At 68.1% G+C, this 24,169-nt stretch carries 19 protein-coding genes and 3 rRNA genes; 20 read left to right on the top strand and 2 right to left on the bottom strand.

Going from position 1 to position 24,169, the window contains the following annotated elements; all coding sequences use genetic code 11:
* Nucleotides 1-48 precede the first annotated feature (48 nt).
* The 3 genes from OG927_RS14565 to ilvD all read left to right on the top strand — a co-directional run bounded on the left by OG927_RS14565 (nucleotide 49) and on the right by ilvD (nucleotide 3,486).
* Nucleotides 49-873, top strand: coding sequence for a sugar phosphate isomerase/epimerase family protein (locus OG927_RS14565; RefSeq protein WP_079099573.1), 825 nt, complete (start codon nucleotides 49-51; stop codon nucleotides 871-873).
* A complete protein-coding gene (locus OG927_RS14560) occupies nucleotides 870-1,505 on the top strand; it encodes a TetR/AcrR family transcriptional regulator (protein ID WP_056793548.1) in 636 nt (211 codons plus the stop codon). Before OG927_RS14565 ends, OG927_RS14560 begins: the two co-directional genes overlap by 4 nt.
* A 130-nt stretch (nucleotides 1,506-1,635) precedes the next feature.
* A complete protein-coding gene (gene ilvD / locus OG927_RS14555; RefSeq protein WP_056793549.1) occupies nucleotides 1,636-3,486 on the top strand; it encodes a dihydroxy-acid dehydratase in 1,851 nt (616 codons plus the stop codon).
* A 37-nt stretch (nucleotides 3,487-3,523) separates the two neighbouring features.
* Here the strand turns inward: ilvD and OG927_RS14550 are convergent, their stop codons facing one another.
* Complete coding sequence (locus OG927_RS14550) at nucleotides 3,524-5,674, bottom strand: protein kinase domain-containing protein (protein ID WP_330320279.1); 2,151 nt, start codon at nucleotides 5,672-5,674, stop codon at nucleotides 3,524-3,526.
* A gap of 122 nt (nucleotides 5,675-5,796) precedes the next feature.
* Here OG927_RS14550 and OG927_RS14545 point away from each other — a divergent pair, with 122 nt between their 5' ends.
* From OG927_RS14545 to proC, 5 genes are all read left to right on the top strand, one after another.
* Entirely contained in the window at nucleotides 5,797-6,132 is a 336-nt protein-coding gene (locus OG927_RS14545; protein WP_056793551.1) for an SH3 domain-containing protein, read from the top strand.
* Nucleotides 6,133-6,166: 34 nt separating this feature from the next.
* Nucleotides 6,167-6,715 carry a hypothetical protein gene (locus OG927_RS14540; RefSeq protein WP_209470266.1) on the top strand — a complete coding sequence of 183 codons (549 nt, stop codon included), beginning with the start codon at nucleotides 6,167-6,169 and terminating at the stop codon, nucleotides 6,713-6,715.
* A gap of 613 nt (nucleotides 6,716-7,328) precedes the next feature.
* Nucleotides 7,329-8,114, top strand: a complete 786-nt coding sequence (locus tag OG927_RS14535; RefSeq protein ID WP_330320278.1) for an ABC transporter ATP-binding protein — start codon at nucleotides 7,329-7,331, stop codon at nucleotides 8,112-8,114.
* Complete coding sequence (locus OG927_RS14530; RefSeq protein ID WP_330320277.1) at nucleotides 8,111-8,884, top strand: ABC transporter permease; 774 nt, start codon at nucleotides 8,111-8,113, stop codon at nucleotides 8,882-8,884. The genes OG927_RS14535 and OG927_RS14530 overlap by 4 nt, the downstream gene beginning before the upstream one ends.
* A gap of 57 nt (nucleotides 8,885-8,941) precedes the next feature.
* Nucleotides 8,942-9,751, top strand: a complete 810-nt coding sequence (proC, locus tag OG927_RS14525) for a pyrroline-5-carboxylate reductase (protein WP_330320276.1) — start codon at nucleotides 8,942-8,944, stop codon at nucleotides 9,749-9,751.
* A 29-nt stretch (nucleotides 9,752-9,780) separates the two neighbouring features.
* Here the strand turns inward: proC and OG927_RS14520 are convergent, their stop codons facing one another.
* Nucleotides 9,781-10,365, bottom strand: a complete 585-nt coding sequence (locus tag OG927_RS14520; RefSeq protein ID WP_124282013.1) for a cysteine hydrolase family protein — start codon at nucleotides 10,363-10,365, stop codon at nucleotides 9,781-9,783.
* A gap of 74 nt (nucleotides 10,366-10,439) precedes the next feature.
* Here OG927_RS14520 and OG927_RS14515 point away from each other — a divergent pair, with 74 nt between their 5' ends.
* From OG927_RS14515 to OG927_RS14460, 12 genes are all read left to right on the top strand, one after another.
* Entirely contained in the window at nucleotides 10,440-11,456 is a 1,017-nt protein-coding gene (locus OG927_RS14515) for a GlxA family transcriptional regulator (protein WP_330320275.1), read from the top strand.
* 641 nt (nucleotides 11,457-12,097) lie between these two features.
* Nucleotides 12,098-13,623 (top strand): 16S ribosomal RNA (locus tag OG927_RS14510).
* 301 nt (nucleotides 13,624-13,924) lie between these two features.
* Nucleotides 13,925-17,049, top strand: a 23S ribosomal RNA gene (locus OG927_RS14505).
* A gap of 79 nt (nucleotides 17,050-17,128) precedes the next feature.
* Nucleotides 17,129-17,245, top strand: a 5S ribosomal RNA gene (gene rrf / locus OG927_RS14500).
* Together the 16S, 23S and 5S rRNA genes form the textbook arrangement of a ribosomal RNA operon.
* A gap of 72 nt (nucleotides 17,246-17,317) precedes the next feature.
* On the top strand, nucleotides 17,318-17,965 hold the full coding sequence (locus OG927_RS14495; RefSeq protein ID WP_056792925.1) for an HAD family hydrolase: 648 nt from the start codon (nucleotides 17,318-17,320) through the stop codon (nucleotides 17,963-17,965).
* A gap of 42 nt (nucleotides 17,966-18,007) precedes the next feature.
* Nucleotides 18,008-19,225 (top strand): MFS transporter, encoded by a 1,218-nt coding sequence (locus tag OG927_RS14490; protein ID WP_056792926.1) that lies wholly within the window; start codon nucleotides 18,008-18,010, stop codon nucleotides 19,223-19,225.
* Nucleotides 19,194-20,366 (top strand): acetoin utilization protein AcuC, encoded by a 1,173-nt coding sequence (locus tag OG927_RS14485; RefSeq protein ID WP_330320274.1) that lies wholly within the window; start codon nucleotides 19,194-19,196, stop codon nucleotides 20,364-20,366. Before OG927_RS14490 ends, OG927_RS14485 begins: the two co-directional genes overlap by 32 nt.
* Before the next feature lie 76 nt (nucleotides 20,367-20,442).
* Complete coding sequence (locus OG927_RS14480) at nucleotides 20,443-21,258, top strand: phosphatase (RefSeq protein WP_124282016.1); 816 nt, start codon at nucleotides 20,443-20,445, stop codon at nucleotides 21,256-21,258.
* A 128-nt stretch (nucleotides 21,259-21,386) separates the two neighbouring features.
* The gene (locus OG927_RS14475; RefSeq protein ID WP_056792929.1) at nucleotides 21,387-21,599 is read left to right on the top strand and encodes a helix-turn-helix domain-containing protein; all 213 of its coding nucleotides are present in this window, start codon (nucleotides 21,387-21,389) and stop codon (nucleotides 21,597-21,599) included.
* Nucleotides 21,600-21,709: 110 nt separating this feature from the next.
* Nucleotides 21,710-21,808, top strand: coding sequence for a 30S ribosomal protein bS22 (locus OG927_RS14470; protein ID WP_003948845.1), 99 nt, complete (start codon nucleotides 21,710-21,712; stop codon nucleotides 21,806-21,808).
* 187 nt (nucleotides 21,809-21,995) lie between these two features.
* Entirely contained in the window at nucleotides 21,996-23,078 is a 1,083-nt protein-coding gene (locus tag OG927_RS14465) for an NAD-dependent epimerase/dehydratase family protein (RefSeq protein ID WP_056792930.1), read from the top strand.
* A gap of 16 nt (nucleotides 23,079-23,094) precedes the next feature.
* Complete coding sequence (locus OG927_RS14460; protein ID WP_330320273.1) at nucleotides 23,095-24,144, top strand: lysophospholipid acyltransferase family protein; 1,050 nt, start codon at nucleotides 23,095-23,097, stop codon at nucleotides 24,142-24,144.
* Nucleotides 24,145-24,169: the final 25 nt, after the last annotated feature.

The raw sequence follows: 24,169 nt of genomic DNA, 5'->3' as shown, positions 1-24,169 counted from the left end.
CGGCCGGGGCCCCGCGGCGACGCGTACCACTGCCCGTACCCTGTCCACGTGGCAGATCCAGTGGTGCGCATCCCGGATGCGAAGGTCGCCCTGTCGACGGCCTCCGTCTATCCGGAGTCGACGGCGACGGCCTTCGAGATCGCTGCGCGCCTGGGCTACGACGGTGTCGAGGTCATGGTCTGGACCGATCCCGTCAGCCAGGACATCGAGGCGCTGAAGCGTCTTTCGGACTATCACGGAGTGCCGGTCCTCGCCGTGCACGCCCCCTGTCTGCTGATCACGCAGCGGGTCTGGTCCACCGACCCCTGGGTGAAGCTCCAGCGTGCCAGGGCGGCGGCGGAGAAGCTCGGGGCGTCGACCGTGGTCGTCCACCCGCCGTTCCGTTGGCAGCGCAACTACGCGCGGGACTTCGTGACCGGAATCTGGCGCATGGCGGACGAGACCGACGTGCGCTTCGCCGTCGAGAACATGTACCCGTGGCGCTACCGGGACCGCGAGATGCTCGCGTACGCCCCCGACTGGGACGTCACCCGGCACGACTACCGGCACTTCACCGTGGACCTCTCGCACACCGCGACCGCGCGGACCGACAGCATGGCGATGGTGGACCGGATGGGCGACCGGCTCGCCCACGTCCACCTCGCCGACGGCAAGGGTTCCAGCAAGGACGAGCACCTGGTGCCGGGCCGGGGCGACCAGCCCTGCGCGGAGCTGCTGGAGCGACTGGCCCGGACGGCGTTCGACGGGCACGTGGTCATCGAGGTCAACACGCGCCGCGCCATGTCGTCGGCCGAACGCGAGGCCGACCTGGCGGAGGCCCTCGCCTTCACCCGGCTCCACCTGGCGTCCTCGGCGCGGGCTCCCCGCTCGTGACGCCCGAAGGACCCGAGGGCCGGGCCCCCCGGCGCCGGGGGCGCCCCTCCGGCGCGGCGACGAGCACGGGCCCCGACGCCAGGACCCGGATCCTCGCGGCGGCCCGTACGGAATTCGCCGGGCGCGGCTACGACAAGACGTCGATCAGGGGCATCGCCAAGGAGGCCGGCGTGGACGCGGCCCTGGTGCACCACTACTTCGGCACGAAGGACGAGGTCTTCGCGGCGGCCATCGAGGTCTCCTTCGAGCCCGCGCTCGTCGTCCCGGACATCCTCGCCGGCCCCGTGGAGAGCATGGGGGAGCGGCTGGCCCGCACCTTCATCGGCGTGTGGGAGGACCCGGCGACCCGGGCCCCCCTGTTGGCGATCCTGCGCTCCGCGCTCACCCACGAGGCCGCGGCGAAGGTGCTGCGCGGTTTCGTGCTGCGGCGGCTGCTGGAGCGGATCGCGGCGGACCTGGACGTGCCCGATCCGACCTTCCGCGCCGAGATGGCGGCTTCGCACATGATCGGGATCGCGATCCTCCGGTACGTGCTCCGGGCGGAGCCCCTGGCCTCGGCGGACCCGGAGAAGATCATCGCCATGGCGGCCCCGACGCTCCAGCGGTACCTCACGGAGCGGGACGCCCCGTAGGCACCGTGCCGCGGCGCGCCGCCCCGCCCGGACACAGGGCACTGTGTCCCGAAATCCGGACACATTGTCCAGATCCTGGAGCGAGGCGTACGCTCGGAGACAGTCTTTTCTGTCGAAGGAGCGAGCGACGATGCCCCAGCTGAGGTCCCGCACTGTCACCCACGGCCGCAACATGGCGGGCGCCCGCGCCCTTATGCGGGCGTCCGGCGTAGCCAGTGAGGACATCGGTAAGCCGATCATCGCGGTGGCCAACTCCTTCACCGAGTTCGTCCCGGGCCACACCCACCTCGCCCCCGTCGGCCGGATCGTCTCCGAGGCGATCAAGGCGGCGGGCGCGGTGCCCCGCGAGTTCAACACGATCGCGGTGGACGACGGCATCGCCATGGGGCACGGCGGGATGCTGTACAGCCTTCCCTCCCGCGACCTCATCGCGGACAGCGTCGAGTACATGGTCGAGGCCCACTGCGCCGACGCCCTGATCTGCATCTCCAACTGCGACAAGATCACGCCCGGCATGCTGATGGCCGCGATGCGCCTCAACATCCCGACGGTCTTCGTCTCCGGCGGTCCGATGGAGGCCGGCAAGGCCACCCTCGTCGACGGCACGGTCCGCAAGCTCGACCTGGTCAACGCGATCAGCGACGCGGTCGACGAAAGCATCTCCGACGAGGACATCCTCCGCATCGAGGAGAACGCCTGCCCCACCTGCGGCAGCTGTTCCGGCATGTTCACGGCCAACTCGATGAACTGCCTGACCGAGGTCCTCGGCCTCTCCCTCCCCGGCAACGGTTCCGTCCTCGCCACGCACACCGCCCGCAAGGCGCTGTACGAGGACGCGGGCCGCACGGTCGTGGAGATCACCAGGCGCTACTACGAGCAGGACGACGAGACCGTCCTGCCGCGGGCCATCGGCACCCGCGCCGCGTTCGACAACGCCATGGCGCTCGACATCGCCATGGGCGGCTCGACCAACACGATCCTGCACCTGCTCGCCGCGGCGCAGGAGGCCGAGCTCGACTACGACCTCGACGACATCAACGAGGTCTCGCGCCGCGTGCCCTGCCTGTCGAAGGTCGCTCCCAACGTGGCCCCCGGCGGCACGTACTACATGGAGGACGTCCACCGGGCGGGCGGCATCCCCGCCCTGCTGGGTGAGCTGCACCGCGGCGGTCTCCTCAACGAGGACGTGCACTCGGTCCACTCCGACACCCTCGCCGAGTGGCTCAAGAACTGGGACATCCGCGGCGGCTCCCCGTCGCCCGAGGCCATCGAGCTCTGGCACGCGGCCCCCGGCTGCGTGCGCTCCGCGACCGCCTTCTCGCAGTCCGAGCGGTGGGACACCCTGGACCTGGACGCGGCCGGCGGCTGCATCCGCGACATGGAGCACGCGTACTCCAAGGACGGCGGCCTCGCCGTCCTCAAGGGAAACCTCGCCGAGGACGGCTGCGTCGTGAAGACCGCGGGCGTCGACGAGTCGATCTGGACCTTCGAGGGTCCGGCCGTCGTCTGCGAGTCGCAGGACGCCGCCGTCGACAAGATCCTCCGCAAGGAGATCAAGGAGGGCGACGTCGTCGTCATCCGCTACGAGGGCCCGCGCGGCGGTCCCGGCATGCAGGAGATGCTCTACCCGACGTCGTTCCTGAAGGGCCGCGGGCTCGGCAAGAGCTGCGCCCTGGTCACCGACGGCCGCTTCTCCGGCGGCACGTCCGGGCTGTCGATCGGCCACGCGTCGCCGGAGGCGGCGTCCGGCGGCACGATCGCGCTGGTCGAGGACGGCGACCGGATCCGGATCGACATCCCCAACCGATCGATCGAACTCCTCGTCCCCGACGCCGAGCTCGCCACCCGCCGCGAGGCGCTGAACGGGGTGTACGCGCCGAAGGACCGTGACCGCAAGGTCTCGGCCGCCCTGCGCGCCTACGCGGCGATGGCGACGAGTGCGGACCGCGGCGCGGTCCGCGACGTCTCCAAGCTCGGCTGACACCCCGGCAGCCCCGTCCGGCCCCGCCCCTGGTCACTCACCAGCGGGCGGGGTCGTCCGCGTCCACGGCGAAGACGGATCCGTCCGGGGCCGTCGCGACGACGCTCCGGCCGAGGACCACGGGAGCGGGCAGCGACGAGGCGTGACCGAGCTTCCCCGCTCTCAGCCGCGGGCGGGTCTGGCCGAGCAGCGTCCCGCGCTCCGTGTCGACGGCCAGCAGCCGCCCGTCGGCCGCCGAGAAGTACAGGCGGTCCCCCGCGCCGAGGACCGGCGTCGACGTCAGGCCGACGGCCGTCTCCAGCCGCCACCGTTCGGCCGTCGCCGCGCCGGGACGGATGTCGACGGCCAGCAGCGCGCCACCGCGTTCCAGCAGGAAGGCGGTGGTGCCGGCCACCACGACCTCCGGCGCGTTCATCCGGTAGGGCAGCGGAAGCGGCGTCGCGTTCCGCGGCACCGGGTCGTAGCGGACCAGCCCGGTGGTCAGGGCGCTGCCGTTCATCGAGGTCAGTAGGAGCGACCCGCCGGCGGTCCCGGCCGGGGTGAGCATCCCGTCCAGCCGGTGCTGCCAGTCCGTGCGTCCCGTCCGCGCCTCGACCGCGGTGACGAGGGTGGTGGCCCCGTCCGCGGAGTGCTCGAAGGCGTAGGCGAGCCCGGTCCCGCCGTCGTACAGCGCGTAGCCCGGCTGCTGGTGGCCGGGGACGGCGTGCCGCCAGCGGGACGCACCGGTCCTCGCGTCGAGTCCCCGGGTGGTGCCGTCCCGCCCGGCCATCAGCAGCGTGTCACCCGCCGGGAAGGGGACGTCCAGGTAGGCGGAGAGACCCGTCTCCCACAGTGTCGCGGCCCGGCCGGGGGCGTACGCCAGGAGTCTGCCGCCCGGTTCGGCGGTGTACGCCGTGCCGTCGGGCGCCGTCCCCAGCTCGGGGGCCTCGGGCGAGGCGTCCCGGCGCGACCAGACCACCCGGCCGTCCGACGGATCCAGCCGCGCCGTGCCGAAACCTGCCGCGACGCAGTACAGCGCCTCGCCGCCCGGGGAGCACGACGGCGTGGAGCCGCTCGGGGACCGCAGCGTCGTCTGCCAGGGGACGAAGGCCGGCGGCCGCTCCTCCTTCCCACCGGAGTCCGTCGCGTCCGGTGCCGGGGATCCGCCGAGGGCCCCGGCCGCCCACACACATCCGGCGACCAGCGCGAGGACCGCCGCGGCGGCCGCGAGCCGGCGCACCGTACGCCGCCGGACTCCACCGGCCCGGGAGGGCAGCCCGTCCGCCGCCCGCACATGGGTGGGTCCGTCCGCCGCGTCCCCGGTCCCGGTGACGGCCGACGCGGCCGGTCGCCGCTGGGCCGGAATGAACGCCGCGGCCTCGTACGACGGGGGGTGCAGCGCCGCCATGATCTCGTCCGGGGTGGGACGCTCCGCCGGGTCCTTCGCCAGGCAGCGTCCGACCAGCCCGGCGAGGTCCCCGGGCACCCCGGTCAGATCGGCCTCGTCGTGCACCACCTGGTACGCCACGATGTACGGGCTGTCCGAGTCGAAGGGCCCGCGGCCGGTCGCCGCGTGGACCAGGACCGCGCCCAGCGCGAAGACGTCCGCGGCGGGCCCGACCTCCCGGGGCCGCTGGAACTGCTCGGGCGCCATGTACGGCGGCGAGCCGATCAGCTTGCCCGTCTCGGTGCGCAGGTCGCTGTCGTAGGGCCGGGAGATCCCGAAGTCGATGACCTTGGGCCCGGAGTCGGGAAGCAGCACGTTGCTCGGCTTCAGATCCCGGTGGATGACTCCGGCCCGGTGGATGTCGCGCAGCGCCTCGGCGAGGCTGGCCGTCAGCCTGCGCAGTTCGGCGGGGCTCATCGGCCCGTTCCGCTTCACCTGTGCGGACAGCGTCGGGCCGGGCACGTACAGGGTGGCCATCCAGGGCAGCGCGGCGGTCGGATCGGCGTCCACGACCGGCGCGGTGAACGCGCCGCTGACCCGCCGGGCCGCCGCCACCTCCTGCCGGAACCGGGCCCTGAACTCAGGGTCCGCGGCATGCTGGCGGTGCACCACCTTGACCGCGAGCTGCAGCCCGGAAGGGGAGCGGGCCAGATGCACCACGCCCATGCCGCCCGCCCCGAGACATGCCTCCAGCCGGTACTGCCCTGCGTACTCAGGATGCTCCGCTTCCGGATGTGATCCGGTCCCTCGCAGCGGCGGCATCGCCCACCCCCGTGTGTTCGTGCGCAAGCGCGACGCACGGAGCCTAGTCGATGGTGCGTGCGAGCAGCGTGGGGCTTGTTAGCCTGCGCGTCGTACGCGTCATTTCAACGGGGGAGGCCTTCATGGGCGTTGGGGAGAACACCGGTATCGCGGACAGCGCGGCGGCGGACGAGCGGGGCGAGCAGGGGGTGGTGACGCTCGCGGTGGGCGTCGCCCGGTACCCGATCGCTCCCGGGTACCGCGTCAACGTCCGCAAGGGACCGGGCACGCAGTACGGGATCGTCCGGACCCTTCCGTACGGCATGAGCGTCCCGGTCTACTGCCAGAAGCCGGGGGAGCGGGTCACCGGTCCGTACGGCACGTCGAACCTCTGGGACAACATCGCCGGCGGGGAGTTCGTGGCGGACGCCTATGTCCACACGGGCAGTGACGGGTACATCGCCCCGCGCTGCGACTGACCCGTACGGTGCCCGCCCGGGGATAATCGATTCCGTGAGCGAGAACAGCGAAGCATCCGGCACGCCCTCCGGCAGTACGCCGCCCGGCGGCACCGCACCAGGGCCGCAGCCCGAGCCCCTGCGTTTCTTCGGTACGACCTGGGTCGACCACGACGGGGGCTACGGGCTGCGGCGCGCCGGGGCCAGCGTCGGCTCGCTCGCGGCGGCCGTGGCCGCGTGCTTCGTCCTGCGCTTCGCGTACGAGGGCCTGGAGATCGCCGACGTCGGCGGCCTCGTCGGCATGCTCGTCGTGCTGATGTTCGCGGTCTGCAGCGCCATCGCGTTCCGCAGGACCTGGGAGGGGTTCGGCCGCCGACCGTCCGACCCGTCCCGCGAGGACAGCCTGCGGGGCCTGAAGTCGATCGGCTTCATCGGTTCGCTCCTCGCCTACTTCTTCCGCTCGCTCATCGAGGCACCGGGCGAGAAGCTGCGGCGTACCGAGTACGAGACGGCGCTCGCCCAGTACGTGAAGCGGCGTTCGGCCCGCACCGGTAACCCGGCGGCCCGCAGGAGCGGCAAGGGGAAGCGCCCGGGGCGCGCGTAGCCCGGCGGCGGTCCGGCGCGGCGAACCGCCGCCGGCGCGAGCAGCCCGTAGACCGCGCCAGCAGTGGGGTCTCCGACCCACCCCTCGGACCCGGCGGCGCACGCGTGGCCGGTGTGCCGCGGCCCGGACGGATCCAGCTCCACCTTCCGTCCGCGCGGCAGGGCGTCCCGGGGCGTCCAGCAGCCTCGGCAGCCGCAGCCGCAGCCGCAGCCGCAGCAACGTGACACGGCCCGGCACCCGCAGCGCACCGCCGGCGTCCTCGTCCACCTCCTCCACGTGCACAGGGCTGATGTCCCGAGCGGTCCTGGTGACCGCCGGCAGCAGCCCCACCAGCACCCCCTCGAACAGGCTCGTCACCACGACGGTGGCGGCCGTCGCTCCCGGCGCCACCCCCTCGCCGCGATGCCCGCGCCACAGCGGCACCAGCGTCCGTATCGGGATGAGCTCTTCCGCGGGCCGCCGGGAGGTCGGCGGCGAAGAGCGGCAGCCGTAAGCCACCCGCGCCCCGAGCCACGTACTGCCTTTGGCGTGCCGACCTCCTGGCGGGGCGAACCCGCGTCCTCGACGCTCCGCTCCCTTGACGAAGGACCTCACCGGGATCAATATTCATCACATGATGAATTCCCAAGGCGCCGCACCGCCGGGGGCCGTCGAGGCCCGCGCCCTCACCGTCGAGCGGGGCGACCGCACCGTCCTGCGCAGCCTCGACTTCACCGTCGAGCCGGGCAGGATCACCGGCCTCCTCGGCCCCTCCGGCTGCGGCAAGTCCACGCTCATGCGTGCCGTCGTCGGCACCCAGGCGAAGGTCGGCGGAACCCTCGACGTCCTCGGCCTCCCTGCCGGCCACCCGGCCCTGCGCCCCCGCGTCGGCTACGTCACCCAGGCCCCCTCGGTCTACTCCGACCTCACCGTCCGCCAGAACCTCGACTACTTCGCGGCGGTGCTGCTGCCCGGGCGCGCCCACCGTGACTCCCGCAGGGAAACCGTCACCCGCGTCATCCAGGACGTCGACCTCACCACCCGCGCGGACGCCCTCGCCGGAAACCTCTCCGGCGGCCAGCTCAGCCGTGTCTCGCTCGCCGTCGCCCTGCTCGGCACACCCGAACTCCTCGTACTCGACGAACCGACCGTCGGCCTCGACCCCGTGCTGCGCCGCGATCTGTGGAACCTCCTCCACACCCTCGCCGCCGACCGCGGCACCACGATCCTCGTGTCCTCCCACGTCATGGACGAGGCCGAGCGCTGCCACAGGCTGCTGCTCATGCGCGAGGGAACCGTCCTCGCGGCGGACACCCCCGACGCCCTCCGCACCCGCACCGGCTCGGCCACCGTCGAGGAGGCCTTCCTCCACCTCGTCGACGAGGCGGCCGCCACCGCCCGCAAGGAGGCGACCCGATGAGCACCACGGCCACCACGCCCGCCCCCCGGCCGCTGAGCCCCGCCCGTACCCTGGCCACCGCCGCCCGCGTGCTGCGCCAACTCCGGCACGACCCCCGCACCATCGCGCTGCTGCTGATCGTCCCGGTCCTGATGATCACGCTGCTCCGCTACGTCTTCGACGCGAGCCCGCAGACCTTCGACGCCATCGGCGCCTCACTGCTCGGCATCTTCCCGCTGATCACGATGTTCCTGGTGACCTCGATCGCCACCCTCCGCGAGCGCACCTCGGGCACCCTCGAACGACTGCTCGCCATGCCCCTCGGCAAGGGCGACCTGATCGCCGGATACGCGCTGGCCTTCGGCGCCGTCGCGGTCGCCCAGTCCGTCCTGGCCACTGCACTCTCCGTGTGGGTGCTCGGCCTGGACGTCGGCGGATCACCCTGGCTGCTGCTCCTGGTCGCCCTGCTCGACGCCCTGCTCGGCACAGCGCTCGGCCTGTTCGTCTCGGCCTTCGCCGCCTCCGAGTTCCAGGCGGTCCAGTTCATGCCGGCCGTGATCTTCCCTCAGCTGCTGCTGTGCGGCCTGTTCACCCCGCGCGACCGGATGCACCCCGTCCTCGAAGCCGTCTCGAACGTCATGCCGATGTCGTACGCCGTCGACGGGATGAACCAGGTCCTCACCCACACGGACGTCACCACCGACTTCTACCGCGACATCCTGATCGTCGCGGGGTGCGCCCTGCTCGTCCTCTGTCTCGGCGCCGCCACCCTCCGCCGCCGCACCGGCTGACGACCCGGTGCGAGGATGGCGGCAACGACGCGTACCGCCATCCGGAGGGTGAACCGCATGACCCAGACAGTCGCAGTCCTCGGTACAGGAAAGATCGGCGAGGCACTGCTCAGCGGCATGATCCGGGCCGGTTGGCGCGCCCCCGACCTGCTGGTGACGACCCGCCGCTCCGAGCGCGCGGAGGAGCTCCGCACCCGCTACGGCGTCGAGGCCGTCACCAACGCCGAGGCGGCCAAGAGCGCGGACATCCTCATCCTCGCGGTCAAGCCCCAGGACATGGGCAAGCTCCTCGACGAACTCGCCCCGCACGCCACCGCCGACCGGCTCGTCATCAGCGCCGCCGCCGGCATCCCGACCGCGTTCATCGAGGAGCGCCTCGCCGACGGCACCCCGGTCGTGCGCGTCATGCCGAACACGCCGGTCGTCGTGGACGAGGGCATGTCCGTCATCTCCGCGGGCAGCCACGCCACCCCTGAGCACCTCGGCCACGCCGAGACGATCTTCGGCGGTGTCGGTAAGACCCTGCGCGTCCCCGAGTCGCAGCAGGACGCGGCCACCGCGCTCTCCGGCTCGGGACCCGCGTACTTCTACTTCCTCGTCGAGGCCATGACGGACGCCGGCATCCTGCTGGGCCTGCCCCGCGCCCAGGCCCACGACCTGATCGTCCAGGCCGCCATCGGTGCCGCGATCATGCTCCGGGACAGCGGCGAGCACCCGGTCAAGCTCCGCGAGGCCGTCACCAGCCCGGCCGGCACCACCATCAGCGCCATCCGCGAGCTGGAGAACCACGGCGTGCGCGCCGCCCTCATCGCCGCCCTCGAGGCAGCCCGCGACCGCAGCCGCGAGCTGGCCTCCGGCAACGGCTGATCCGCGGCACCACGTGCCGGTTCGCACCACTACTTCACTGCGGCGACCAGCTCGGCACTGCGCACCACACTCGCGAACCCACCGCCGTGCAACGTCACGGCGGTGGCCCGCGCCACCTCGTCCGCGCTCAGCCGCCAGCCCCACGGGCCCTCCTGGTCGAAGGTGTACGTCGCGTCGAACGCGAAGTACACGTCGTACCCGAGGTTCCCGCCCATGCGAGCCGTCGTCTCCGCGCACATATTGGTCTGGATCCCGGCCACCACGATCTGCCGCACCCCGGCCTCCTTGAGCCAGGCGTCCAGATCCGGCGTCCCGTAGAAGGCGGAGTTCACCGACTTCGTCAGGAACAGCTCGGCGCCGTGCCCCTTTCCGCGCCGCTCCTCGACGTACTCCTTGAACCCGTTCCCCGCACACCCCACGCGCAGGGGCGAATCCGGCTTGGGCGAGTCGTGCCGGACGAACACGACGGGACGGCCGCTCGCCTGCCAGGCGTCGATGAGCCCGGCGATGTTCCGGTCCGCCTCCGGGTTGTTCCGCGGACCCCAGTAGGCGTCCTCCTCGAATCCCCGCTGTACGTCCACGACGACGAGCGCTGCGTTCTCTGCGATCTCCATGCCCACCAGCCTCCCCCTGCGAAGGGCCGGCTCCCAGAGGTCGGAAAGTCATCGACCGATGCTTTACTGCCACCATGAACGTGTCGCCGCAGCACCGCCCCTCCCGCATCGCCCTGGTCGCGTTCCCCGGGGTCCGCGCGTTCGACGTCTCGGTCATCACGGAGGTGTGGGGCGTGGACCGTACCGACCGGGGAGTCCCCGCCTTCGACCTGCGCCGGGTAGCCGCCGATCCGGCACCCGTCCCGCTCCGCGGCGGACTGTCGCTCACCCCCGACCGCACACTGGCCTGGCTCGACCGCGCCGATCTGATCGTGGTTCCCGGTCTCGACGACCACCTGACGCCCGCCCCGGAGCCGGTACTCGAAGCGCTTCGCAGCGCCCACAGCCGGGGCACCCCCCTCGCCGCGCTCTGCGGAGGAGCGTTCACCCTCGCCCAGGCGGGACTCCTGGACGGCCGCCGCGCCGTCACCCACTGGAATCTCACCGAGCTCCTCAGCACCCACCACCCCCGGGTGACCGTGGTGCCGGATGCCCTCTTCCTCCACGACGACAACATCTGGACCTCGGCGGGCACGGCGGCCGGCATCGATCTCTGCCTCCATCTGGTGCGTACGTCGCACGGCGCCGAGACGGCGGCGACCATTGCCCGTTCGATGGTCACGGCTCCGTTCCGCACGGGCACCCAGGCCCAGTTCATCGAGCAACCCACCCCGCAGTCCGACCGGGACGCGGACGCCCTCGCGTCGGTACGCGCCCACGCGCTGGCCCATCTGGCGGACCCCCATACGGTGGCCGGCCTCGCCGCCCGCGCGGGGATGTCGGCACGGACCTTCGCCCGCCACTTCCAGGCCACCACCGGGACGACGCCGCTGCGCTGGCTGATCACCCAGCGGATCGCCGCAGCCCAGAAGCTTCTCGAACGGACCGACCTCCCCCTTCCCGAAGTCGCCCGCCGGACAGGCATCGGAAGCGAGATCACCATGCGCCAGCACTTCGCCGCGCACCTGGCCATCAGCCCGCGCGACTACCGGCTGGCCTTCCACGACACAGGTGGGCAGACGGAGGTTGACAGCGCCCGCCCGCATCCGTAGTGTCCTCCGAGTTGTCCGACGTGAGTGCCGACCCCGGTCGGTCCCCGGACAACCATTCCGCAGTAACCACTCGAAACGCGCGACATCTGTCGCACGTTTTTCTGTGCGCATGTGCGGAATGGGGAATCAGCGTTCGAAGGACCCCCGATTAGCGTCGGGGCCGGGGATTCCGCTAAAGTCTCACTCGTCGGAACGGCCCAACAGCCGGGAAGGCAAGCCCCACTGACTGGGAATCAGGCCCGAAAGGATCTGATAGAGTCGGACTCGCCGGAAAGGGAAACGCGAAAGCGAAGAACTGGAAAGCGTAAATCCTCTGCTCGCAGGGGGCCCGCTTCGACCGGGAATCGGACACGAAAGAGTCTGATAGAGTCGGAAACGCAAGAACGAAGGGAAGCGCCCGGAGGGCCCCGGTGAAACGGGACCGAAGGAAGCGTCCGTTCCTTGAGAACTCAACAGCGTGCCAAAAGTCAACGCCAAATTTGTTGATACCCCGGCCCACTTCGGTGGGTTGGTGGTTCCTTTGAAGTCCTACTGGCCCATGTGGCGGGTAGGCAACATCAGCGAGGACGCTGTGGATGACCAGCCCTATTCCGGTTGGTTGTCCCGCTCTTCTATGGTGCTCTCCCGATTACGGGAAAACATTCATGGAGAGTTTGATCCTGGCTCAGGACGAACGCTGGCGGCGTGCTTAACACATGCAAGTCGAACGATGAAGCCCTTCGGGGTGGATTAGTGGCGAACGGGTGAGTAACACGTGGGCAATCTGCCCTTCACTCTGGGACAAGCCCTGGAAACGGGGTCTAATACCGGATAATACTCTGTCCCTCATGGGGCGGGGTTAAAAGCTCCGGCGGTGAAGGATGAGCCCGCGGCCTATCAGCTTGTTGGTGGGGTAATGGCCTACCAAGGCGACGACGGGTAGCCGGCCTGAGAGGGCGACCGGCCACACTGGGACTGAGACACGGCCCAGACTCCTACGGGAGGCAGCAGTGGGGAATATTGCACAATGGGCGAAAGCCTGATGCAGCGACGCCGCGTGAGGGATGACGGCCTTCGGGTTGTAAACCTCTTTCAGCAGGGAAGAAGCGCAAGTGACGGTACCTGCAGAAGAAGCACCGGCTAACTACGTGCCAGCAGCCGCGGTAATACGTAGGGTGCGAGCGTTGTCCGGAATTATTGGGCGTAAAGAGCTCGTAGGCGGCTTGTCACGTCGGATGTGAAAGCTCGGGGCTTAACCCCGAGTCTGCATTCGATACGGGCTAGCTAGAGTGTGGTAGGGGAGATCGGAATTCCTGGTGTAGCGGTGAAATGCGCAGATATCAGGAGGAACACCGGTGGCGAAGGCGGATCTCTGGGCCATTACTGACGCTGAGGAGCGAAAGCGTGGGGAGCGAACAGGATTAGATACCCTGGTAGTCCACGCCGTAAACGTTGGGAACTAGGTGTTGGCGACATTCCACGTCGTCGGTGCCGCAGCTAACGCATTAAGTTCCCCGCCTGGGGAGTACGGCCGCAAGGCTAAAACTCAAAGGAATTGACGGGGGCCCGCACAAGCAGCGGAGCATGTGGCTTAATTCGACGCAACGCGAAGAACCTTACCAAGGCTTGACATATACCGGAAAGCATCAGAGATGGTGCCCCCCTTGTGGTCGGTATACAGGTGGTGCATGGCTGTCGTCAGCTCGTGTCGTGAGATGTTGGGTTAAGTCCCGCAACGAGCGCAACCCTTGTTCTGTGTTGCCAGCATGCCCTTCGGGGTGATGGGGACTCACAGGAGACTGCCGGGGTCAACTCGGAGGAAGGTGGGGACGACGTCAAGTCATCATGCCCCTTATGTCTTGGGCTGCACACGTGCTACAATGGCCGGTACAATGAGCTGCGATGCCGCGAGGCGGAGCGAATCTCAAAAAGCCGGTCTCAGTTCGGATTGGGGTCTGCAACTCGACCCCATGAAGTCGGAGTTGCTAGTAATCGCAGATCAGCATTGCTGCGGTGAATACGTTCCCGGGCCTTGTACACACCGCCCGTCACGTCACGAAAGTCGGTAACACCCGAAGCCGGTGGCCCAACCCCTTGTGGGAGGGAGCTGTCGAAGGTGGGACTGGCGATTGGGACGAAGTCGTAACAAGGTAGCCGTACCGGAAGGTGCGGCTGGATCACCTCCTTTCTAAGGAGCATCTAGGTTTCCTTCGGGGAATCCAGAGACCATTACGTCGGCAAATGTTCGACGGTGGTTGCTCATGGGTGGAACGTTGACTATTCGGCACAACAGGTTGTTTTCGTGAGTACTGCTTCGGCGTGGAAAGTGAAGAGGATCGGTTGGGTCGGGCACGCTGTTGGGTATCTGAAGGTACGGGCTCGTTGAGTCACGGTCTTCGGTTGCCGGCCCCAGTGAACTCGTTCTCAGGAACGGGGTGATGGGTGGCTGGTCGTTGTTTGAGAACTGCACAGTGGACGCGAGCATCTGTGGCCAAGTTTTTAAGGGCGCACGGTGGATGCCTTGGCACCAGGAACCGATGAAGGACGTGGGAGGCCACGATAGTCCCCGGGGAGCTGTCAACCAAGCTTTGATCCGGGGGTTTCCGAATGGGGAAACCCGGCAGTCGTCATGGGCTGTCACCCGCTGCTGAACACATAGGCAGTGTGGAGGGAACGCGGGGAAGTGAAACATCTCAGTACCCGCAGGAAGAGAAAACAACCGTGATTCCGGGAGTAGTGGCGAGCGAAACCGGATGAGGCCAAACCGTATGTGTGTGATACCCGGCAGGGGTTGCGCATACGGGGTTGTGGGATCTCTTTTTCATAGTCTGCCGACTGTGAGACGAGTCAGAAACCGTTGGTGTAGGCGAAGGACATGCGAAAGGTCCGGCGTAGAGGGTAAGACCCCCGTAGCTGAAACATCAACGGCTCGTTTAAGAGACACCCAAGTAGCACGGGGCCCGAGAAATCCCGTGTGAATCTGGCGGGACCACCCGCTAAGCCTAAATATTCCCTGGTGACCGATAGCGGATAGTACCGTGAGGGAATGGTGAAAAGTACCGCGGGAGCGGAGTGAAATAGTACCTGAAACCGTGTGCCTACAAGCCGTGGGAGCGTCGCTGTTGTTCTTCGGAACAGCAGTCGTGACTGCGTGCCTTTTGAAGAATGAGCCTGCGAGTTAGCGGTGTGTAGCGAGGTTAACCCGTGTGGGGAAGCCGTAGCGAAAGCGAGTCCGAATAGGGCGATTGAGTTGCACGCTCTAGACCCGAAGCGGAGTGATCTAGCCATGGGCAGGTTGAAGCGGAGGTAAGACTTCGTGGAGGACCGAACCCACCAGGGTTGAAAACCTGGGGGATGACCTGTGGTTAGGGGTGAAAGGCCAATCAAACTCCGTGATAGCTGGTTCTCCCCGAAATGCATTTAGGTGCAGCGTCGTGTGTTTCTTGCCGGAGGTAGAGCACTGGATAGGCGATGGGCCCTACCGGGTTACTGACCTTAGCCAAACTCCGAATGCCGGTAAGTGAGAGCACGGCAGTGAGACTGTGGGGGATAAGCTCCATGGTCGAGAGGGAAACAGCCCAGAGCATCGACTAAGGCCCCTAAGCGTACGCTAAGTGGGAAAGGATGTGGAGTCGCAGAGACAACCAGGAGGTTGGCTTAGAAGCAGCCACCCTTGAAAGAGTGCGTAATAGCTCACTGGTCAAGTGATTCCGCGCCGACAATGTAGCGGGGCTCAAGCGTACCGCCGAAGTCGTGTCATTCATACACATAGGGCCAACGCCCGTATGGATGGGTAGGGGAGCGTCGTGTGCCGGGTGAAGCAGCCGCGGAAGCGAGTTGTGGACGGTTCACGAGTGAGAATGCAGGCATGAGTAGCGATACACACGTGAGAAACGTGTGCGCCGATTGACTAAGGGTTCCTGGGTCAAGCTGATCTGCCCAGGGTAAGTCGGGACCTAAGGCGAGGCCGACAGGCGTAGTCGATGGACAACCGGTTGATATTCCGGTACCCGCTTTGAAACGCCCAATACTGAATCAGGCGATGCTAAGTCCGTGAAGCCGGCCCGATCTCTTCGGAGTTGAGGGTAGTGGTGGAGCCGATGAACCAGACTTGTATTAGGTAAGCGATGGGGTGACGCAGGAAGGTAGTCCAGCCCGGGCGGTGGTAGTCCCGGGGTAAGGGTGTAGGCCGTGTGGTAGGTAAATCCGTCACACATTGAGGCTGAGACCTGATGCCGAGCCGATTGTGGTGAAGTGGATGATCCTATGCTGTCGAGAAAAGCCTCTAGCGAGTTTCATGGCGGCCCGTACCCTAAACCGACTCAGGTAGTCAGGTAGAGAATACCGAGGCGTTCGGGTGAACTATGGTTAAGGAACTCGGCAAAATGCCCCCGTAACTTCGGGAGAAGGGGGGCCATCACTGGTGATCCGATTTACTCGGTGAGCTGGGGGTGGCCGCAGAGACCAGCGAGAAGCGACTGTTTACTAAAAACACAGGTCCGTGCGAAGCCGTAAGGCGATGTATACGGACTGACGCCTGCCCGGTGCTGGAACGTTAAGGGGACCGGTTAGTGCACTTTCGGGTGTGCGAAGCTGAGAACTTAAGCGCCAGTAAACGGCGGTGGTAACTATAACCATCCTAAGGTAGCGAAATTCCTTGTCGGGTAAGTTCCGACCTGCACGAATGGCGTAACGACTTCTCGACTGTCTCAACCATAGGCCCGGTGAAATTGCACTACGAGTAAAGATGCTCGTTTCGCGCAGCAGGACGGAAAGACCCCGGGACCTTTACTATAGTTTGATATTGGTGTTCGGTTCGGCTTGTGTAGGATAGGTGGGAGACTTTGAAGCGGCCACGCCAGTGGTTGTGGAGTCGTCGTTGAAATACCACTCTGGTCGTGCTGGATGTCTAACCTGGGTCCGTGATCCGGATCAGGGACAGTGTCTGATGGGTAGTTTAACTGGGGCGGTTGCCTCCTAAAGAGTAACGGAGGCGCCCAAAGGTTCCCTCAGCCTGGTTGGCAATCAGGTGTTGAGTGTAAGTGCACAAGGGAGCTTGACTGTGAGACCGACGGGTCGAGCAGGGACGAAAGTCGGGACTAGTGATCCGGCAGTGGCTTGTGGAAGCGCTGTCGCTCAACGGATAAAAGGTACCCCGGGGATAACAGGCTGATCTTCCCCAAGAGTCCATATCGACGGGATGGTTTGGCACCTCGATGTCGGCTCGTCGCATCCTGGGGCTGGAGTCGGTCCCAAGGGTTGGGCTGTTCGCCCATTAAAGCGGTACGCGAGCTGGGTTTAGAACGTCGTGAGACAGTTCGGTCCCTATCCGCTGTGCGCGTAGGAATATTGAGAAGGGCTGTCCCTAGTACGAGAGGACCGGGACGGACGAACCTCTGGTGTGCCAGTTGTCCTGCCAAGGGCATGGCTGGTTGGCTACGTTCGGAAAGGATAACCGCTGAAAGCATCTAAGCGGGAAGCCTGCTTCGAGATGAGTATTCCCACCACCTTGAGTGGTTAAGGCTCCCAGTAGACGACTGGGTTGATAGGCCAGATGTGGAAGCCCGGTAACGGGTGGAGCTGACTGGTACTAATAGGCCGAGGGCTTGTCCTCAGTTGCTCGCGTCCACTGTGTTAGTTCTGAAATAACGAACGGCCGTGTTTTCATCCGGTGTTGGTTAATTTCATAGTGTTTCGGTGGTCATTGCGTTAGGGAAACGCCCGGTTACATTCCGAACCCGGAAGCTAAGCCTTTCAGCGCCGATGGTACTGCAGGGGGGACCCTGTGGGAGAGTAGGACGCCGCCGAACAATTATTCCGGGAAAGCCCCGTGCCCTTGTGGCACGGGGCTTTTCTGCGTTCTGAGCGTCTAGGGTCGAACCATGCGCTACGAACTGGTCATCTTCGACAACGATGGTGTGCTCGTCGACAGTGAGCCGATCTCCAACACCGTCCTCGCCGGCTACCTCACCGAGCTCGGCCACCCCACCTCGTACGAGGAGTCCCTCCGCGACTACATGGGGGCCGCCGTCCACCGGATCCACGACCTCGTGGAGGAGCGGACCGGTCAGAAACTGCCTGCGGACTTCGACGACGAGTTGCACCGCCGCACCCTCGCCGCGTTCCAGGAGGAACAGCTGGCCGCGGTCGAAGGGGTCGAGGAACTGCTCGGCGAGCTCGTCGCCGACGGGGTGGCGTACTGCGTCGCCTCGTCCGGAAGCCACCAGAAGATCGCCGCCGGGCACCGCAGGACCGGACTCGACCAGTGGTTCGAGGAGGAGTGGATCTTCAGCTCCGAGGACGTCGGGCGTGGCAAGCCGGCCCCGGACCTGTTCCTCCACGCGGCCGAACGGATGGGCGTCGCCCCCGAGCGGTGTGTCGTCGTCGAGGACAGCCCGCTCGGCGTCGAGGCGGCCCGCGCCGCGGGGATGGAGGTGTACGGATTCACGTCGATGATGCCCGCGGACCGGCTCGTCGGAGTCACCGGGCACTTCTCCGACATGTCGCAGATCCCCAAACTGCTGTTCTGATCGATCTACCCAGGGGTAGCTCCTGGCTCTACGCTCGCGGCCATGACGGATGCGCGGTTGCGGTACGGCAGAGCCTCACTGGCCCTCAGCTTCCTGGTGCAAGGGGTGACCTTCGCCCTTCTCGTGACGCGCATCCCCGCCATTCAGGACCGGTACGGGATATCCGACGGGCTGCTGCCCGTCTTCCTGGCCGCCGTACCGGTCCTGGCGGGGGTCGCCAGTGTGGCCACCGAGAAGGTGGTCGCACGGGTGCGGCCCGGGACCGTGCTCCGGTGGGCGCAGCCCGTGGTGATGCTGGCGCTGCTCGGCGTCGGCGCGGGCAGCGAGGTGTGGCAGGCCGCCTTCGCGCTCGGTGCCTTCGGCCTGGGCGTCGGTGCACTGGACGCCTCCATGAACATGATGGGTGTCAGCCTGCAGCGGGCGTACGGCCGCAGCATCATGCTCGGGTTCCATGCCGCGTTCAGTCTGGGCGGGATCGCCGGGGCGTCGCTGGCCTGGGCGGGAGCGCACTGGGACCTGTCGTTGGCGGTGTCCTATCTGCCGGCCGTGCTCGTGCTGCTGCCCGCGGCCCTCGTGGGCAGCCGGTGGTACACGGACGGGAAGGCCGGGACGAGGGGCGGGGCGGGCAGCGAAGGGACCGCGGCGGCCGGTGCCGGCGCGTCCGTGCCGTTCAAGCTGCTGATGCCGCTCTGCCTGGTGATGGCGTTCGCGTACATCGGGGACTCGACCGTCTCCAACTGGAGTGCGAAGTACCTGCAGGACGTGCTGGGCAGTTCGGAGCAGCTGGCGACCGTTCCGTACAACGTCTACATGGTGACCACGCTGCTGGGGCGGGCCGTCGGGGACCTGGGCGTGCGACGGTTCGGGGCGGTGGCCGTGGTGCGTGGCGGGAGCGTGCTGGCCGCGGCCGGCTTCGGTGTGGTGGCCGCGGCGCCCGGGGCCTGGTGGGGGATGCTCGGGTTCACGCTGCTGGGGCTGGGGCTCTGTGTGATCGTGCCGCAGGCCTTCGCCGCCGCGGGGCGGATGTTTCCCGGGGCGAGCGATGTGGCCGTCGCCCGGCTGAACGTCTTCAACTACGTGGGGTTCCTCGTCGGGTCGCCGCTCGTGGGGGCGCTGGGGGACGCCTGGAGCTATCGGGGCGCGATGCTCGTGCCGATGGTGCTGGTCCTCGCGACGCTGGTGTACGCCCGGTCGTTCGCTCCGGAGCCCGCCCGATACGGTGTCGGGCATGAGCGGGCGCGCGCGGCTGATGTGGGATGACGCGGTAACGGGATACGACTTCGGAGACAGTCATCCCATGGATCCGGTCAGGCTTGCCCTGACGATGGGACTGGTGCGGGCCTTCGGGCTCGACGGGGCGGTGGACACGCGGTCGGCCAAGGCCGCCGGGCCGTCGACGCTGAGACTGGTGCACCGCGAGGACTACGTGGCGGCCGTGCGGGCCGCGTCCGCGGATCCCCGGGCCGCCGACCAGGCGTACGGCATCGGGACGGAGGACGACCCGGCCTTCACCGGTATGCACGAGGTGTCCGCGCTCATCGCGGGGCTGTCCGTGGGGGCCGCGGAGGCCGTGTGGCGCGGGGAGACCGCGCACGCGGTGAACTTCACCGGCGGGCTCCACCACGCGATGCCCGGAGCGGCCTCGGGCTTCTGCGTCTACAACGATCCGGCGCTCGCCATCGCACGGCTGCTGGAGCTGGGTGCCGAGCGCGTCGCGTACGTCGATGTGGACGTGCACCACGGGGACGGGGTGCAGGCGGCGTTCTGGGAGGACCCGCGGGTCCTGACCGTGTCGCTGCACGAGCATCCGAGCACCCTGTTCCCGCAGACCGGGTGGCCGGAGGAGACCGGTGGCGGTGCGGGGGAGGGCGGCGCGGTGAATGTGGCGCTGCCGGTCGGCACGGGGGACGCGGGATGGCTGCGGGCGTTCCACGCGGTGGTGCCGGAGCTCCTGGCTGACTTCCGGCCGCAGGTGCTGGTGACGCAGCACGGGGCCGATACGCACTTCGAGGATCCACTGGCCCATCTGGCGGTGTCGCTGGACGCGCAGCGGGAGGTCATGTCGGCCTGCCACGAGCTCGCTCACGCCTATGCGGAGGACGGTCGCTGGGTGGCGCTGGGCGGAGGCGGTTACGCGGTCGTGGATGTCGTGCCGCGGTCCTGGACCCATCTCGTCGGGATCGCCGCCCATGCCCCGGTGGACCCGGAGTCGGTGATCCCGTCGTCGTGGCGGGACGAGGTCTACGCCCGGACACGGCAGTTGGGCCCGGCCCGGATGACGGACGGACGTGTGCCGTCGTGGAAGTCGTGGGAGGACGGGTACGACCCGGCGGACCGGCTGGACCAGGCGGTGCTGGCGGCCAGGCGGGCGGCGTTCCCGCTGCGGGGGATGCTGGCCTGAGCCGGGGTTACGCCAACGGTGGGGCCGGATCCGGGTTCTCGTCCCGGGAGGGCCCGGGTGCGGGAGCATCGGGAGGGTGTTGAGCACCGGAGCGCTGCGCGCTCATCTGCTGGCGGCCCGGCTGGCCGGGCCCGTGGCCACGTCGCGGGAGGCCGGCCTGAGGAGTTATCGGCTCTTCGCCGCGAGGGACCCGCGTGTGCTGCTGGGCCTCGATCCCGAACGGTCCTGGGGAGAGCGCGACGTGCTGCGTCTGATGGCCGACAAGTGCGGGGTCTCGGATGATCCTGATCATGTGTCAGGTCCCGATGTGATCGATCCGGAGCGGACCCTGGCCGGTCTGGGCGCGTTCGCGGAGCGGCTCGCGGGTGCTGCGGAACGGCGGGCCCCGGTGCTGTTCGGGACCGGTCATCCGCATCGGCTGCTCGGGTTCTACGCAGGGCTGGCAGACGCCATGTCGGCGGCCGGGTGCGCGGTACTCACCCCCGCGCAGGGCCGATGTGTCGACATAACGACCCGGTTCGGCGTACGCACGTACGCCCTCGACTACGTACGAGGTGTCGCGCTGGTGCGCGAACCGGGCGTGCGGGCTCACGGGAGTGAGCCCGGCGCGCACACCCATTCGCCGCTGCCGGTTCGGGCCGTTCTGGAGGGGGCGGTGGAGGCCGGAGGGGTGCTGCCGGAGCTGGTGGTCGGGGACCACGGATGGGTCTGCGGGGCAGGTCAGCTGGGTATCGAGGCCATCGGCCTAGCCGACACGGACGATCCCGCGCTGTTCGTCGGCGAGGCGGAGGGGCTGGTGTCCGTCGCCGTTCCGCTTGATGACGCCGTGAGGGCGGACCACTACCGGCCGCTCGCTCGGTATGTACTCAATCGAGCGCTTCTGTCACAGTAGGCGGCCGATCGTCTCACCTCTTCCCCACTCGCATCACCCGCCCCTAATCTGGGGAGTGAGCGCACAGCGACGAAGAGTCACCGGAGGGGAAGCCGGTGCGCGTCCGGTGCGGAAGGTACAGGTGGGTCATGGCTCCTGGCAGCGAGAGGCCTCTCAACGAGGTCAAGTTTCTGACCGTGGCGGAAGTCGCCTCGGTCATGAGGGTGTCGAAGATGACCGTGTACCGCTTGGTGCACAGTGGTCATCTGCCGGCGATCAGGGTGGGAAGGTCCTTCCGGGTCCCGGAGCAAGCGGTTCACGAGTATCTCCGCGAGTCCTTCGTGGGGGTGGAGTCGGCCTGACATTGCCCTCGGATTACGCCCCTCACCCGGTGGCGGGTAGGCTAGGCCGACGTAGGTCGTGTGGGCCCAGACGCCCCGCACCAGTGAAGAAGAAGTGAGCGAGGGTAGTCGTGGGCTCTGTTATCAAGAAGCGGCGTAAGCGGATGGCCAAGAAGAAGCACCGCAAGCTGCTCAAGCGCACGCGCGTTCAGCGTCGCAACAAGAAGTAGGCGAACGCAGTTCGTGCATCCGGAGCCCTCCCGCCGACCTGGCGGGAGGGCTTCGGTGTGTCCGGCTTCGCCCTTTCGGCCATCGGTTCGGTAAAGCCCGCCATGGGGTCGTCACAGGGCAACGTCCAGCGACTACGGTGACGGCCAGGGGAAGACCCCGCTCCACGAACGACGGAAGGCGCTGATCTTGGGGAAGATCGTGCTCGTCACAGGCGCGGCCCGGCAGCTGGGCGGCCGCTTCGTGCGCCGCATCCAGCGTGATCCCGGTGTCGAGCGGGTGATCGCCGTCGACGCGGTGGTGCCCGCGCACCCGCTGGGGGACGCCGTGTTCGTGACGGCGGACATCCGGCAGCCCGCGCTCGCCAGGATCCTCGCCCAGCACTCCGTCGACACGGTCGTCCATCTGGACGTCTCCGGCAAGGCGCTCGGCGCGGGCGGCCGGACGACGGTCAAGGAGACCAACGTCATCGGCACCATGCAGCTGCTCGGTGCCTGCCAGAAGTCCCCGACGGTGCAGCGGCTCGTGGTCAAGTCCAGCACGAGCGTGTACGGTTCCGCGCCCCGGGACCCGGCGGTCTTCACCGAGACGACGCCGCCCAAGTCCTTGCCCAGCGGCGGCTTCGCCAAGGACGCGGTGGAGGTCGAGGGGTACGTGCGCGGCTTCGCGCGACGACGGCCGGACGTGGCCGTGTGCGTGCTGCGGTTCGCGAACATCCTCGGCCCGGAGCCCGACTCGCCGCTCGCCGACTACCTGTCGCTGCCGGTCCTGCCGACGGTCTTCGGCTACGACCCCCGGCTGCAGTTCGTCCACGAGGACGACGTCGTCGACGTCCTGGAGATCGCCGCCCGGGAACCGCGGCGCGGAACGCTGAACAGCGGGACCTTCAACATCGCGGGCGACGGTGTCCTGCTGCTCTCGCAGTGCTCGCGGAGGCTGGGGCGGCCGACCGTGCCGCTGCTGCTGCCCGCCGTCACCTGGGTGGGCTCGGCCCTCCGTACGATCGGCATGACCGACTTCTCGCCGGAGCAGATCCGGCTGCTCACGCACGGCAGGGTCGTCTCGACCGTGCAGATGCGCGAGACGCTGGGCTTCCGGCCGCGGTTCACCACGGCGGAGACCTTCGAGGAGTTCGTGAGGGCGAAGGGACCGGGGCTGCTGCCGCCGGAGACGGTGGGCAGGGCGATCGGCCGGCTGGCCGAGCTGCCGCTCGCGGGGGGCCCGGCCCGGGGCGGAACCGGTGCGACACATTCGACTGACGGCGCCAGGTAGAGGAGCGCGACCGACGATGGCGGACGCCAAGGTGATCCCGTTCGACGACGACCGTTCGCGTTCCGGCGCGGCACGGCGCAGAAGCGTGCTGCCGGGCAGCGGCCGGGGCCAGGTGCCCGCAGCGGCCGGTACGGCGCCCGTGAGCGCCCTCCCGGGCGGGCAGGTGCCGGAGGCGGCGGCCCAGGGGGCCGCGCCGCCCCAGGAGCCGCTGGAGGGTTCCCGGAGCGAGGGCTGGGACCGGCGGATCGCCGGCGGGCTCGCGTTCCTGCGGCGGCGGGTCACGGGGGACTACGACGTCGACGAGTTCGGTTACGACGAGGAGCTGACCGACCAGGTCCTCATGTCGGTGCTGCGTCCGCTCGCGGACAAGTACTTCCGGGTCGAGGTGAAGGGCATCGAGAACATCCCGTCGGACGGCGGGGCGCTCATCGTGGCCAACCACTCCGGGACCCTCCCGCTGGACGGGCTGATGCTCCAGGTCGCGGTGCACGACAACCACCCGGCCCAGCGGCACCTGCGGCTGCTCGCGGCCGATCTGGTCTTCATGCTGCCGGTGGTCAACGAGCTGGCCAGGAAGGCCGGCCACACGCTGGCCTGCGCGGAGGACGCCGAGCGGCTCCTGCAGCGCGGCGAGGTCGTCGGTGTGATGCCCGAGGGGTTCAAGGGCATCGGCAAGCCGTTCGGCGAGAGGTACAAGCTGCAGCGCTTCGGACGGGGCGGTTTCGTGTCGACGGCCCTGCGGGCAGGGGTGCCGATCGTGCCGTGCTCGATCGTGGGTGCCGAGGAGATCTACCCGATGATCGGCAACGCGAAGACGCTGGCGCGGGTCCTGGGAATCCCGTACTTCCCGATCACGCCGACGTTCCCGTGGCTGGGCCCGCTGGGTGCGTTGCCGCTCCCGACGAAGTGGACCATCCAGTTCGGGGAGTCGATTGAGACGGACGGCTATCCGCCGGAGGCGGCGGAGGACCCGATGCTGATGTTCAACCTGACGGACCAGGTGCGGGAGCAGATCCAGCACACGCTGTACAAGCTGCTGGTGCAGCGCCGGTCCGTCTTCTTCTGACCGCACGCGCGGAGGAGGGGACCGT

Origin of the sequence: Streptomyces clavifer, assembly GCF_036345975.1 — a bacterium.
Lineage (GTDB): Bacteria > Actinomycetota > Actinomycetes > Streptomycetales > Streptomycetaceae > Streptomyces > Streptomyces clavifer.
This window is presented reverse-complemented; position numbering and strand designations above follow the sequence as displayed.

Excerpts from the sequence above, each read along its gene's own strand:
- OG927_RS14520 (WP_124282013.1), bottom strand. The coding sequence starts at position 10,365 with ATGGAGATCGCAGAGAACGCAGCGCTCGTCGTCGTGGACGTACAGCGG.
- ilvD (WP_056793549.1), top strand. The coding sequence starts at position 1,636 with ATGCCCCAGCTGAGGTCCCGCACTGTCACCCACGGCCGCAACATGGCG.
- OG927_RS14535 (WP_330320278.1), top strand. The coding sequence starts at position 7,329 with ATGATGAATTCCCAAGGCGCCGCACCGCCGGGGGCCGTCGAGGCCCGC.
- OG927_RS14550 (WP_330320279.1), bottom strand. The coding sequence starts at position 5,674 with ATGCCGCCGCTGCGAGGGACCGGATCACATCCGGAAGCGGAGCATCCT.
- OG927_RS14545 (WP_056793551.1), top strand. The coding sequence starts at position 5,797 with ATGGGCGTTGGGGAGAACACCGGTATCGCGGACAGCGCGGCGGCGGAC.
- OG927_RS14490 (WP_056792926.1), top strand. The coding sequence starts at position 18,008 with ATGACGGATGCGCGGTTGCGGTACGGCAGAGCCTCACTGGCCCTCAGC.
- OG927_RS14495 (WP_056792925.1), top strand. The coding sequence starts at position 17,318 with ATGCGCTACGAACTGGTCATCTTCGACAACGATGGTGTGCTCGTCGAC.
- OG927_RS14515 (WP_330320275.1), top strand. The coding sequence starts at position 10,440 with ATGAACGTGTCGCCGCAGCACCGCCCCTCCCGCATCGCCCTGGTCGCG.
- OG927_RS14530 (WP_330320277.1), top strand. The coding sequence starts at position 8,111 with ATGAGCACCACGGCCACCACGCCCGCCCCCCGGCCGCTGAGCCCCGCC.
- OG927_RS14460 (WP_330320273.1), top strand. The coding sequence starts at position 23,095 with ATGGCGGACGCCAAGGTGATCCCGTTCGACGACGACCGTTCGCGTTCC.
- OG927_RS14475 (WP_056792929.1), top strand. The coding sequence starts at position 21,387 with ATGGCTCCTGGCAGCGAGAGGCCTCTCAACGAGGTCAAGTTTCTGACC.
- OG927_RS14485 (WP_330320274.1), top strand. The coding sequence starts at position 19,194 with ATGAGCGGGCGCGCGCGGCTGATGTGGGATGACGCGGTAACGGGATAC.
- proC (WP_330320276.1), top strand. The coding sequence starts at position 8,942 with ATGACCCAGACAGTCGCAGTCCTCGGTACAGGAAAGATCGGCGAGGCA.